Here is a 13,987-nt window from a genome sequence, read left to right on the forward strand (position 1 = left end):
GATAGATATAGCTATCTCAAATGAACTGGAGCAGCTATTTTTAAGCATATCCGATCGAGGTCTATCTTTTTGTAGCATTCTTTTTTCACGCTTGGTATTACTTATCTTTCAACTTTCTAAATTATACCAAGCGTGATAAGTGTTTGTTACAAATAGTAGAAGTAATACCAAATTCAAAAAAGGCAGTTACATCTTAATTTGTGATTTATTCCTAAAAGAAAAAATTATAAATTCCATAAATTATAAAATTTCCACCTTTTTTCCTTCCTATTTTTTATTATGTTTTTCTTTCTCTGTTCCCTGTTCCCTGTTCCCTGTTCCCTGTTCCCTGTTCCCTGTTTCCTCACTGTAACAATATTTTATTAAATTGATATAAGAAAGAAGGAAGAAGGATGAAGGATGAAGGATGAAGGATGAAATTTTAAAAAAAAGGTAAAAACAATAGGAATAACTATCTAAAATGAATGGAAAGCACTATTTTTAAGCATATATGATTGAGGGGCACTTTTCATAGCATTCTTTTTTCAAATTGGTATTATATCATATCAAATCCGCCTAATTGCACATAGATCCAATAACGTCATAATTAGGATTTTAAGCTATTAGACATCTCCAATAATAAAAAATAAAATCAATTATCCTACATAAATTATCAATTATTTCCCCCTACTCCCTACTCCCTACTCCCTACTCCCTACTGGAGATTTCTATTGATTATGAGGTTATTTAACCGGATTTGATATCATATCCGCTGGTATAGTTTGTGTAAACTCAAGGGTGAATATCTACAGAAAATTTAAGTTTTTTCTGACTTTTAAGTCTTATGTTATAGATAACTAAAGCCTTTTTTATTCTGTTCATTCTTCCTTTTTCCTTACCTTTACAATACCGATGCTACCGGACATGATATTATCCACTTTTTTACTCAAGAGTCTGGCAAAATACCTTCCATTTTACCCAACCAATCTATTAAACTTTCTAACTGCTTATCAGCACTTAAAACACCTAAACCACGAACTGTTACTTTACCCTTACTAAATACAAAACGAGACTTTAAATGACCTGGTAATTTCTCCTTTAATAAATTCCATGCAGGTTCCTCCATTGGTGTTTCTAAAACAACATGTTGTTTCCCTTCTACTTTAATGCGAGAAAAGCCGATTTTTTTGGTAATTTGTTTTAATTCCATCATCCTTAATAACTGTAAAGCAGCTTTCGGAATAGTACCGTAGCGATCGCTCCAGTCAATTTCTATTTGAGTCAATTCTTCCCGACTATTAGCAGCAGCAACTAACCGATATGCACTCATTTTTTGGTCTAAGTCTAGAATATAGTCTGCGGGAATGAAAGCAGTCAAACTCAAGTCAATTTGCGTATCATCCACCTGGGGAATTTCTTGACCTTTAACCTCGCTAATTGCTTCTTGCAACATTTCCGTATACAGATCGAACCCAATAGTATTAACCTGACCAGACTGCTCTGCACCCAAAATATCCCCAGCACCCCGAATCTCCAAATCTCTCATTGCTAACTGATATCCAGACCCCAACTGGGTAAATTCCTGAATTGCTCGCAACCGTTTTTGAGCATCATCTGTCAGCGCTATCCCACCGGAAGCAGTAGTTGGATAAAACAACCACGCATGAGCTTGCACTCCCGCACGCCCAACCCTTCCACGCAACTGATACAACTGTGACAAACCAAATTTTTGAGCATCCTCTATTAATATAGTGTTAACCCGAGGAATATCCAAACCAGACTCAATAATTGTGGTACAAACCAAAATATCAGCTTCGCCAGCACTAAACGTCAGCATTATTGACTCCAATTCGTTAGCATCCATCTGACCATGACCGATATTAATTCTAGCTCCGGGAATCATTTCTCGTAACTTTCCCGCCAACTCTTCAATACCTTCAATGCGCGGCACAACATAAAATACCTGTCCTCCTCTATTCAACTCTTGGCGAATTGCAGTGCGAGCAGTTTCCAGATCGTAGGGTGCAAGATGAGTTTTGATCGGACGACGCAATGGGGGTGGAGTCGCAATTAAACTCATTTCGCGAATACCTGAAAGCGCCATATATAAAGTCCGGGGAATTGGTGTTGCAGTCAATGTCAGCACATCTACCTGAGCTTTGAGCGCCTTAATTTTTTCCTTCTGGTTAACACCAAACCGTTGTTCCTCATCCACCACCAACAACCCCAATTCCCGAAATTTTACGGTTTTGCTTAAAATAGAATGGGTACCAACAATAATATCTAACTCCCCAGTCGCCAACCTCCGCTGAATTTCTTTCTTTTCATTAGTAGTACGGAAGCGGTTGAGTAAACCTATTTCTATGGGATAAGGAGCAAAACGTTCCTTGAGAGTATGATAATGTTGCTGAGTTAAAACTGTAGTCGGGGCGAGAAATGCTACTTGTTTGTTAGCAGTGACTGCTTTAAAAATTGCTCGAATAGCAACTTCTGTTTTACCAAAACCCACATCACCACAAACAAGGCGATCCATTGCTCGCTCGTTTTCCATATCCCGTTTCACATCTTGGGTTGCTTTCAACTGGTCGGGGGTGGGTTGATAGGGAAATGAATCTTCCATTTCTTCTTGCCACGGGGAGTCAGCAGGAAAACTATATCCTGTTTGTTGAGCGCGTTGAGCATAAAGTTTCAGCAGGTCAACGGCTAATTTTTTGATTGACTTGCGGACTTTATTTTTGGTGCTTTCCCAAGTTTTACCCGTAAGTTTATTGAGCTGCGGTTTTTTCTTATCCGTACTTCTGAGTCGCGATAGGGAACTAAGTTGGTCTGCGGCAACTCTGAGTAAACCGTCTGCATATTGAATTGCCAGATAGTCGCGGGTTTCATTATTCAGAGTCAGACTTTCTAATTTGATAAACTTGCCGATACCATGTTGGCGGTGGACTACATAATCTCCGGGACGTAGTTTGTTGGGGTCTACTTGTTTGGAAGCGGCTTGACGACGTTTGCGAATATAGGTAGGAGTGGCAAGGGCGTGCTGTCCATAAAATTCTCGGTCGCTAATCAAAACTAACCGGAATGTGGGCAAAACAAATCCTTCTAATTCTGCTAAACCACTATACTTGAGAGCAACAGGGGTATGTTGGGTTTGCAGTCTATCAATGGCGGGGTAGTCCCTGGGGTTAGGGATAAACTGGGCAGGGCAATCGTGTTCCTGGAGTAGAGAAACTGACCGCGATGGTTGAGCGGAAATGAGGAATACGGAAAATTTTCGTTCCCTTTCTTGGCGCAGGTTTTCTGCCAGTTTTGCATATTGGTGTGGCATGACTGGTAAGGGACGACTGGCGAGGTTGAGGGTGTATTCGACTGAGGCGGTAATACTACTATTGCTTTCTTTGACGAGTTCGGATAAATATAGTCTGGGAAATAATTCTACTTCTGCGAGGGAGTCGGCAAAAGTACGATGAATTTTTGGTAATGTTTGGGATGTTTGGTCAGCGTTGAGTTGTTGCCAGTTTTCTTCTACCAGTTCAAACCAGCGATCGCCATGAGCAGCACATTGGTCAACTTCGTCTATGGCTACCAGGGTATTTTCTGGCAAATAGTCTAAAAGGGATACAAATTTTGAGTTGGTTATTGACTCTAAGTTTCCCCATCCCCACTGACTAAAATTTGTGGGAGTAACTGCTATTTTGGCAATTTTGTCAAGGGAGCGTTGAGTCGAGGGATCAAATTCCCGAATTTTTTCGAGTTCGTCGCCAAACCATTCTAGGCGAACTGGTAATTCTGAGGCGACAGGAAATATATCTATAATATCGCCCCGGCGACTCCACTGACCTTCGGTTTCTACTAGAGGTACTCTTTCATATCCCATCTTGGCTAGTTTTTCATCGAAGGTTTTAGAATTGCTAGTAATACCTGGGTTGATAGTAAGACAATAGGGTTGAAATTGTTTGATTGTGGGTAGGTGGGGTTGGAGCGATCGCTCTGTTGCCACTACGGCCATTTTTGCTTTATTGCTGTTGTTGTCGTTACCAATTGCATTTTCTGGAGCATTATCACTCAAAAAATCTGCCAATACCTGCATTTGTCCCCAAATCATTTCTTCGGAATGAGAGGTTTCATAAGGCGATGCTTCTGAGGTGGGATAAAAGTGAACTGTTGGCCATCCTATTGCTTCTAATTGTGCTGCCCACCGTCCTGCTTCTTCTAAAGTGGCAGTGACAATGAACAAATTTTGCTGTTGTTGTTGGGCCAGGGTAGATGCAACTAAGCCTTTGGGTAAACGGGGAGCGCCGTTGAGTTGTAGGCATTGGTGTTGTTGGAGTTTGTTTAGGAGTTCGGTTGTTAAGGGCGATCGCCCGAGCTGTTTAATAATAGAAGATAGTGTCATTTCAGTTATCAGTTATCAGTTATCAGTTATCAGTACCTCCGACTAAAGTCAAAGGCTTGAAATACTGAAGTTTACTTTCTCTTGGTCGATTGGATATGGCGAAAAAACCCGCTGTTGACATAGCCGCTCCGCTCCACTAACGCAATCCCACCCTTCGGGAAGCTACGCAACGACCGCTTTTCACCCCCTTGAAAGGGGAGACTATTGACCTTCTTTTTTTTAGTCATAAGATTTTTAATTTGATTTTCTAAGCCGGAAGTCAAGAGTCAGCGAGGTTGAAGTCAGGAGTCAGGATGGCAAAATTTAACTAATGGTGGGGGAGGCAATAAGTCCCGCGCTCTAATCTTCTGATTGAGCGCCGGGATATATGGACATCCCCCAAGATGATTTGATCCAGTCAAACAGGCGTAAAATCATCAACAAGTATAGGTTTATAGACCAAGGATTTTGTGTTAAAATCCCTGATATGACTCTCATCATGAACTACCGCTATCGAATTTATCCTGATGCCATCCAAGAACAGACAATGTTGCATTGGTTGGAAATATCTCGCAAGGTGTATAATTACGCTTTGCGAGAAATAAAAGACTGGGTAAATTCGCGCAAGTGTAGTTTGGATTATTGTTCGTTGGAACGAGAATATATCATCCCAGCAGACAAACCATTTCCCACCTACTACGCTCAACAAAACGCACTTCCCAAGGCGAAGAAAGAGTTCCCTTTGTTGGGACAAGCCCCTTCTCAAGTTTTGCAAACTACGATTCGTAGATTGCATGATGCTTGGAATTATTTTCAAAACAGAGGGTTTGGTTTTCCTCGCTTCAAGAAGTTTGGACAGATGAAGTCCATGCTGTTTCCTCAGTTCAAAACCAATCCGATTACTGGGTGGCAGATTGCTCTCCCCAAGGTAGGAAAAGTGCCCATTAATTTGCACCGACCGATTCCAGATGGATTTGTGGTCAAGCAAGCACGGGTATGTCAGAAAGCGGATAGGTGGGAAGTGATAATTACAATAGAGTCCGAGGTGTCGATACCCAACGCTCGACCACATGGGGATGCTTTGGGTATTGATTTGGGACTGGAAAAGTTTTTGACAACCTCCCATAGAGAGTTTATCCCTAGACCGAGATTCCTGACATCCTTGTACCGCGAGCTTGAATTGCTGCAACGCAAGTATGCCAGAACGAAAAAGGGGTCCGCCAACCGCGAAAAAGCTCGAATTAAGGTGGCCAAATTCCACAACCACATTGTCAATGTTCGCAAAGACTGGCAGTTCAAACTGGCTAACCATCTGTGTACCAAAGAAGGTATTGGCATGGTTTTTGTTGAGGACTTGAACTTGAAAGCAATGTCGAGAGGGATGTTGAGGAAACATAGCCTTGATGCCGCTTTCGGTCAGTTTCTCAACTTGCTCGAATGGGTGGCCAAAAAACATCAAGTCTACTTCCTGAGAGTCAACCCTGATGGAACCTCTCAAACTTGTCCCAAGTGCAACACGCACACGGGCAAGAAAGAGCTTTCTGAACGAGTTCATAGATGTGGTGAATGTGGATACGAAACGGATCGAGATCATGCAGCATCAGAAGTAATCAGGTTGCGTGGTTTAGAACTGATCGGTACGCAGGGACTCTGCGGAATAGAAAACGCCTATGCAGTCGGTCTGCCGGGGGTGGAAGAGAAATCTCCATCTAGGTCAGAGGCAAAATCTCGAAAGAGAAAAACTAGGAATGCCAAATCGTGAGGTTTGGAAGCCCGCGCTGTAATCTTTGATTCAGCGTCGGGAGGATGTCACCAATTTATTATCTTACTCTATTCAGATATATGTTGCTACGAGACAATGGGGAGTAGAGGAGCGCACAAAAATGTCAGTAGGAAAGAAACTGAAATACATCCTCTTTCTTTGAGAATAATTAGGCAAAGGTACTGTATATAGTAGATAAAAACTATAGCACTATGGCACATATAGCGTTTTTGTCGGAAAATTCCTTAAGTTCTGTTTGAATTGGAGCTGAAATACATCCTGTTTGTTTGACAATAATTAGGCAAAGGCACTATATGTAGTAGATAAAAACTATAGCACTATCATATATATAGTGTTTTTGTCGGAAAAATCCTTTTCTTCCTTCTTTCTTTCCTATTATGTTATCAAAGTACCTGAAATTGATTCACTGGAAAAATTCCAAGACATTTTTATTATTAACATTTACCTGGATAGTTATACCTCTATTTTTGGTAGAAATTGTGATGATTGTTTTGGAACCTTATCTATTTAAAGGTCTCTATCAGTATGATTCAGATTTAGGATTTAGAGTACGACCTTATATTAATGGAAACAATCAATTTGGTTTTAATGATAGAGATTATCCTTTACAAAAAGACCAGAATAAATTTCGCTTGTTAGTGGTTAGTGATTCGTTTAATTGGGCTGGTGGAAAGGAAGGAAATTATACGGCTTTGTTAGAGAACAAATTTGATAATTATTATGGCAAACAGCAAGTTGATGTGATTAATGTAGGTTATCCAGGAACTCATACTGGGGAACAGTTAGCTATGTTGAAAAAGTACGGGTTGCAATATAATCCGGATTTAGTAGTATTAGGTTTTTTTGTTGGTAATGATTTTCGGGATGCTGACCCAGAAAGAAAACGAATTATTGTCAATGGTGTATATATAGATATAGATAAGGAAGATGAATTAATTATTTTTGGTTATCCGATTATTGGTAGGTCTAGATTTTTGATGTTTTTACAGCAAAAATATCAAGTGTACCAGGAATTACAAAGGGCTAAACAAGATTCTGCTCAGTTATCTAGTAGTTCTCTAGTCGCTAGTTTAAATTTAGCATCGGCTCCAATTATTGAACGGGAAAAATCACCAGGAATTTTATCTGAAAAAGCTTTTCTGCGGGTAGAAAAAAGTCGGCTCAAGTTTTGTAAGATTAAAGATTTACTTGAGGGTAAGCGAGACGATAATATTAACTATATTTTTCAGAGTATTTCAGAAATGCAAGCTTTATTAGAGTCTAGAAATATTAAGTTTATGGTGGCAATTTATCCCGATGAATATCAAGTTAATGATGAATTATTGAATGATATTTTTGCAGAATATGATGATTTGAAGCGAGAGTCTTATAATACGACTTGTCAGCAAGAGATTTTAATCAAGTATTTAGAGGCTAATGGTATTCCATATATCAATATGTTAGATAAATTTAGAATAGAGCAAAAAATACGTCCTTTATATTTACTGAGGGAACCCCATTGGAATAGTTCTGGAAATTTATTAGCTGCGGATATTTTATTTGATTATTTAGTTAAAGACATAGATAAATTTTTTGAATAAGCAAGATTGCTATGGTAGAAAGAAGGAGGAAAAAAATTGTGTTGTCTAAGTTATCAACTTTAAACAGAACTAATATAGCAGTCCAAGGAAAGTTTAACACAGATAAAAAGCTGATACCATTTATCCATAAAATTGCATTTATAGCAGTTTTCATTAATATAGAATAGAGAGATTTTGGCTTAAAGGCACTTATGCTGAAGCTTTGTAGTCTACATTTGTGAAAACCGCTATAATATAAAGACGAAAATAGTCAGTATAGTAAGGTTTAATAACAACTATTAAGCATATTGTTAAAGAAAAAAAATGTAGATATTAAAGTATTCAAGCTTAAAAAATGTAAGACTTTCCTTCTTCTTAATCTCTTTGCTTTGTCTTCTGCTATACTCGTTTAATTTTTATCTTTTGACGATTCATTTTTGATTAACTTTAAGAGTTCTTACCGCGATAAATTCAGCAATTGAATTAGTATTTGAGCATATTCATCAGCAGACAAGTTTAATAAAGTTTCCACAACTTCTAATAACTCTTGGTCGAGTTCAGCAAATCGAATTTTTAGCAAGCTTTCCAGTACAATCTTTCGTTATTCTTGTTGTCCTTCCTGACGGCCTTCTAGTAACCCTTCTATTCGTCCTTCTTGCCTTACATCTTCACGCCATTTTAGATAAGCTGGTGATAAATTCATAATTAATTCTCTCTCCTCATTAGTTAAATCTTGTTTGATTTCTAAATTAGTTCTCCAAATTGAAACCTGTTCTAGTGCCAGATTTTTCAAAGGGTTTTCTGACGATAAATCAACCAATTCTAATATGGCTAATTCTTGAGTTTTTCCCCTGCCTAAAATTATTAACCACAATGTTTCTAGAATTACTGGTAATTGGTTAATGGCAATTAAATTTGTTTTCCAACCAACCGGGAGAATATAAACTCCTGAAATCCAGTTTTTTTGGTCTAATATCAGCACCTCCTGTAACAGGAAAGCCATTCACCTAATTTTTTTGTCATTCTATTTACAACTGATTTTAGATCTATAAATTTTTTCCTCTTCCCTCTTCCTCCTTCCCTCTTCCCTCTTCCTTCTTCCTTTTTCCCTATTCCCTATTTATTGACACAACACTAAGATTTTGACCATTCTTATTAACTATATGAACACCAGGAATTTGATAAAATTTAGCAGTATCTGTATCTAATGCCCAAGCTTTAACATTAATATTTCCTTGTGGAAACTTATGGGTAGATAATACCTTTTGCCATCCTGACTTAAAGTATTTTTGACTATTAAATTCTTTCACCAGATAAGGTCTTGGCATTGTCATATCTGACACAGCAGAAACAATAGATTCACCTTGAGAATTATCATAACTTAAAACAATGGTATCTACAGGTAAGCCCGTATCAGTAAATATTGCCCAACCAGTTGCTAGTAAATTATTAGCACCAATAAATTCTAACTTCTCAAAAATACCTTCTACTTCTCTCTCATTATTAGTATCTACAAGGTCTTGAATGCGATTAGTTTTAATTAAATCTGGGTGTAAAAAACCCATTCCTGTTAAGTAACGTGCCTGCCTTTTGTAAGATTCAAAGTAGTAAGAATCAATCAAGTTTTGACAGTTATCGTGAGTAAAATTAATGAGTAATAAACATCCTTTATATTTCAAATAATTCTGTCGCCATGATTTCATCTTTTCTATACTGTAGGTGAAATTGTGTATTTGCAAAACAGTTATTATGCCGAGAAACCAGCAGATTATTTTTGAGAATAAGCTTCTATTAATTAACCAATATTCTTTTTTGGCGCAATCTTCTCCCACAATTATCATTAAATGAATTATGGAGATAATTAGATAAGTGGAAAAGGTTGTATATCTTGAAGAAAGTGCTTGTTCTATACCAAATGAAACTCTACCAACGGATGTAACTAAGGCACTAATAACTGTATATGAACCAAGCATAATCCAACCAATGCTTTGAGACCGAATTTGATAGTCTTTAATCTGCCATAGTACATAAGAACATAAACAAATAAATAGAGTAATAGTTATTGAGCCAAGAATAATTGAATTATTGAGAGGTTGTATACTGCTACCTATACCAAGAGCAGTACCTATAAATGCTAGAAAATATTGAAATATTTGATGTGGATATTGAATAGATTCTACTGGATTAGGATGAGATAATGGCTTTTGATAATCGTAAAAATATAAGACTAGATTTGCTATAAATCCAATTATCCAGAGGATATATAAATTGATATTTTTTAGTATATCTGACCAAGATTTTAGTTTGGCTAAAGCTAAAACTGGTAAAACAATTACCCAGGCTAATAAACCATTAGCATAAGAAAAAGTGCTGATGGTTGCCAATAACATACAAATTAAAAATTTTGCTTTATTATTCAGTTGAGAATAAGCAATTAATATAGAGGTAGTAATACAAGCGATGGGAATAAAAACAACTATTTGAATACCCCATAACCAGTTTTCATATTGCACGGCAGAAAAAATAAAAATATTAGATACTAATGCTATAGTTAAACTTTTGATTGGGGAAGCATTAATTGTTAATCTATTTAAAAGATAAATATTTATAGCAACTATACAGGCAAGTAAAAATATGACTAACATTTCATATCTAATATTCCATTTTGTCAGAAATGCTAAGGAGATAAAAATTAGTCTGGGGAAAAATTTTCTACTTTCATTATGCTGTGCCATTAAATCGTTGAAAGACAAAGTTCCCATATTAACTTTTTCAAAGACAGTAGCAATTTGCCATTGGTCTTGAATCGGTACATTCAAACTATATTTAAGAATAAGAATTCCTAGAACTATAGCTGGAATTATCGCTAAACATAAATTGATTCCTAAAACTAATTTAGAATGAATACGTTGCATATTTATAAAAAAAGGGAACAGTTCAATAATTGATAATTGATAATTGATAATTACCTCTTCCTTTTAGAGAGAGGATTGAATAAAAGGAAAATTTTTTCTCTCTTGGTCAATTGGATATGGCTATGTTTCCTCAGTATCTCACCCTTTGGGGAGCTGCGCTAACGACCGCTTGTTTCTCTTTTAAAGAAGAGGCTTTAAACCTTAATTATTCGATAACAGGGAATAAGGAATAAGGAATGGAGAAAAATTATACTCAAATTTAATTTTCGTTCCTTACCAAGTCTAAACCTCCCCTATAGCGCTTATCTATATAGATAGAAAAAGTTAATTGAGAGATATATTTTTAAACTGGCGTTATATTAACATTTTAGCGATCGCTAATCTAGATTAGTTGTACTTAATCCAGTCAAAACATTCCATATTTATCAAAAAAAGGGATAGAGAATAGTGAATGGGGAATGGGAATAATTATACTCAAATTTAATTTTCCAGATTGCCAAATTCAAACCGCCCATATCGCGCTTATCTATCTAGAAAGAGTTAATTTATAGGTATTTTTTTTAACTGGTGTTATATTAACATCTTAGCGATCGCTAATGATCGCTAATCTAGATTAACTGTACTTAATCCATTCAAAACTTTCATCCTTGAAAATTTAATAATGAAAAAAATTTTTTCTATCCTCCGTCAAACAGCAATTATATCTTTAATAACTTTTGGCTTAACAGAAGTCACATTCAGAATTTATCACAAAATTAATCCATCTTTTATGTTTTATGACCCCTCATCTTATAATCGTTGGCGTGGGAAACCATTATCTACAGATTATGACTTCCAATTAAATTCCCGGGGATTTAAAGATGTAGAATTTAGCAAACAAAAAGCAGAAGGTACATATAGAATTCTGGGTATAGGTGATTCTTTCGCTTATGGAGGTATTCCCTACAAACATAATTTTTTAACTCTATTGGAGTCAAAGCTTAATCAAGATAGTCAGCAACCAATAGAATTAATAAATATGGGCATAATTGCTATTGGACCGAAAGATTATTTATCCCTATTAGTGAATGAAGGATTAGAATTAAATCCTGATATGGTGTTGTTATCTTTTTACGTCGGAAATGACTTTTCTGATAACTATAATTCACAACAAGACCGAAGATTACTTAAAGTTCAAGATTCTTATGTTTTCTCATTTTTTGATTTTCTAATTAAGGTGAATAGTAAGTTTGAAGGTAATCTTTATCATCATAATATTGAGTATCGAGAAGATTTACCTACTTCACCGGATGACTTTCATCTGGAAGAGGCAAAAAAGAGGAGTTATATTTTTATCAAAAATCCTGAAGAAACTGAATTTCAAGAACATTTTAATGATGCTTTGGGCGACTTATTAAAAATCAAAGAAATCTGCGACAGCAGAAATATTACTTTAGTGGTAGTCCTAATGCCTGATGAAGTACAAGTGATCGAAGAATTAAGAGATAAAGTAGTTGCTAGTTACAACTTTACTCCAAATAAATTTGATTTTCGGCAGCCTAACAAATTATTATCTCAAGCACTTGTCAAAAATAATATATATTATCTTGACATTGTTGAAGAATTTGTAGCTGCGGGTACTCAAACTCCTCTTTACAAACCTAACGATATTCATTGGAATATTGCTGGTAATAGATTAGCTGCTGAAGTAATAGATAAGTATCTTTCTGAAGATTTTTTTCAGTAGATATGGCAACAATTAACAATTAATAATTAATAATTAATAATTAATAATCAATAATCAATAATTACCTCTGAAAAAATGAGTAAATTCTAACTCGGTCCTTCTAACTTCCCCTCCTGGGAGGGGTTAGGGGTGGGTTGACTCCTAAGTGCCATCAAAATATTACAACCGAAATAGGATTAGGATTGCTACATTTATCTATTATTTAATTTATTTTTACTATCTGTCGATTGATTTAGATTTGGAGCAAGTTTATTAAAGATTGAATTAGCTATATATTCAGACAAAATATTTTCTCCAGCTTTTGTGTAATGGCAGCAACTATCAATATAAACTATCTCTTTAGCATTATCTAAAATATTCACACCATTGAAAATATTCACGCCATTCTTATTTAAATCATCTATCTTACTCAAAAGCACTGGATACCCCAATTCAGTTGCTTCTTTAAAAGGAGTATCAGAGTCAAAAGCAATTTTCTTTTCTGCTTCGCTGTAAATTCTATTCGTAGGATAATATTGATTTGGCTGTAGAACATGAAAATATAAAATATTATTATTAGCAGCAATTTGCTTCATCATTATCGAGGCTTTTTTCCAATGTTCTGCCATAGTTTCATATAATTCTGATTTTTCTAGTTGAGGAGATTGTGCATAAAAATAAACAATACTAGCTTCAGTTTCTCCCGCAGCTTGTTGAGCTGCTTTCTTCCTTTCTTTATCAAATATTTTGACATTTTTGCGATAGGTAGTTGCTAGATTTTGTACATAAATTGATGTTAAGGCATAACAGTAAGCTACTTGACATTTATCTAAAGTTTCTAAAGCATCTTTCAATTTATCTTTACTGTCGTTAATTTTTAACATTGCTCTAATAGATTTTGTCGAGAGACTATTATTTGCGATGTTAGTTAACGGCACAACATGATTGGTACTTGGCATCATAACATCAATATTATTTTTATTGTTTGCTTTTGCCAAAACTACCTCATTAAACCCATCTATATTGATGAGCATATCAAATTTTTGACCAATCGAGAGAAAGTAGTTTAATAATATTAATTGTTGCGGTTGTTTATAGCCCCCTGTGGCAAAAGACAAAATCACAAATTCCTTATCCTTAAGCTCTGGAACTTGCTTTAATTTATTGACCAAAATTTGATTCTGAATTTCATATATTGAATAATTAGAGGCAACTGAACCACCAAAAACTCCGATTATATATTGATTGTCACTCTTTTTTTGATAAGGATAATCATAAGGAGAAATAAAACCAGCAGTATTGTATTTAAATCCTTCTCGAAAATCTGGTCCTGGTTTTTGAACATAGCCAAAGTAAGGGTGTAGTCTTTCTATTACAGAATCTTCTAACCTAATTCCTGCTAAATTTATTCCCATCACATTGGCATTGACATTAGCATTATTATTTTCATTTCCTGCTTGATTTTCTTGTTCTTCCTCTTGATTTGTTTCTGCTACCTTTTCTCTCGTGTAGAAAAATTGTTTATACCTGATAAAATACCAAGCCAAAGAACCTAATTCCAAAAAGATAAATAGCAAAATTATGTTAATCAAAATAATTTTCCATAGTTCTTTGGAATTTTTGAGCATACCCAGTTTTTTCATAGTCATTTTATAGAAGATATATTGATAGATA

At 35.7% G+C, this 13,987-nt stretch carries 8 protein-coding genes; 3 read left to right on the forward strand and 5 right to left on the reverse strand.

Annotated elements, in window-relative coordinates; all coding sequences use genetic code 11:
• Positions 1 to 925 precede the first annotated feature (925 nt).
• A complete protein-coding gene (gene mfd, locus AC3DU7_RS09925; RefSeq protein ID WP_488039188.1) occupies positions 926 to 4,372 on the reverse strand; it encodes a transcription-repair coupling factor in 3,447 nt (1,148 codons plus the stop codon).
• Positions 4,373 to 4,739: 367 nt separating this feature from the next.
• Between mfd and AC3DU7_RS09930 the strand changes: the two genes are divergently transcribed.
• On the forward strand, positions 4,740 to 6,113 hold the full coding sequence (locus AC3DU7_RS09930; RefSeq protein ID WP_488039189.1) for an RNA-guided endonuclease InsQ/TnpB family protein: 1,374 nt from the start codon (positions 4,740 to 4,742) through the stop codon (positions 6,111 to 6,113).
• 398 nt (positions 6,114 to 6,511) lie between these two features.
• Complete coding sequence (locus AC3DU7_RS09935) at positions 6,512 to 7,714, forward strand: alginate O-acetyltransferase AlgX-related protein (protein ID WP_488039190.1); 1,203 nt, start codon at positions 6,512 to 6,514, stop codon at positions 7,712 to 7,714.
• Between the two features lie 436 nt (positions 7,715 to 8,150).
• On the opposite strand, the gene AC3DU7_RS09940 is transcribed toward AC3DU7_RS09935, so the two are convergent.
• The 3 genes from AC3DU7_RS09940 to AC3DU7_RS09950 form a co-directional block, all read right to left on the reverse strand.
• Entirely contained in the window at positions 8,151 to 8,273 is a 123-nt protein-coding gene (locus AC3DU7_RS09940; protein WP_488039191.1) for a hypothetical protein, read from the reverse strand.
• Between the two features lie 21 nt (positions 8,274 to 8,294).
• Complete coding sequence (locus AC3DU7_RS09945) at positions 8,295 to 8,696, reverse strand: hypothetical protein (RefSeq protein WP_488039192.1); 402 nt, start codon at positions 8,694 to 8,696, stop codon at positions 8,295 to 8,297.
• 106 nt (positions 8,697 to 8,802) lie between these two features.
• Entirely contained in the window at positions 8,803 to 10,608 is a 1,806-nt protein-coding gene (locus AC3DU7_RS09950; protein WP_488039193.1) for a hypothetical protein, read from the reverse strand.
• A gap of 661 nt (positions 10,609 to 11,269) precedes the next feature.
• Between AC3DU7_RS09950 and AC3DU7_RS09955 the strand changes: the two genes are divergently transcribed.
• Positions 11,270 to 12,334, forward strand: a complete 1,065-nt coding sequence (locus AC3DU7_RS09955) for an alginate O-acetyltransferase AlgX-related protein (RefSeq protein ID WP_488039194.1) — start codon at positions 11,270 to 11,272, stop codon at positions 12,332 to 12,334.
• 191 nt (positions 12,335 to 12,525) lie between these two features.
• On the opposite strand, the gene AC3DU7_RS09960 is transcribed toward AC3DU7_RS09955, so the two are convergent.
• On the reverse strand, positions 12,526 to 13,987 hold a 1,462-nt coding region (locus AC3DU7_RS09960; RefSeq protein ID WP_488039195.1), incomplete at its 5' end, for a hypothetical protein.

It is taken from the genome of Okeania sp. (genome assembly GCF_983059655.1).

Bases quoted from the DNA above. Each gene is read 5' to 3' on its own strand.
- AC3DU7_RS09955 (WP_488039194.1), top strand. From the start codon at position 11,270: ATGAAAAAAATTTTTTCTATCCTCCGTCAAACAGCAATTATATCTTTA.
- AC3DU7_RS09930 (WP_488039189.1), top strand. From the start codon at position 4,740: ATGGACATCCCCCAAGATGATTTGATCCAGTCAAACAGGCGTAAAATC.
- AC3DU7_RS09950 (WP_488039193.1), bottom strand. From the start codon at position 10,608: ATGCAACGTATTCATTCTAAATTAGTTTTAGGAATCAATTTATGTTTA.
- mfd (WP_488039188.1), bottom strand. From the start codon at position 4,372: ATGACACTATCTTCTATTATTAAACAGCTCGGGCGATCGCCCTTAACA.
- AC3DU7_RS09935 (WP_488039190.1), top strand. From the start codon at position 6,512: ATGTTATCAAAGTACCTGAAATTGATTCACTGGAAAAATTCCAAGACA.
- AC3DU7_RS09945 (WP_488039192.1), bottom strand. From the start codon at position 8,696: ATGGCTTTCCTGTTACAGGAGGTGCTGATATTAGACCAAAAAAACTGG.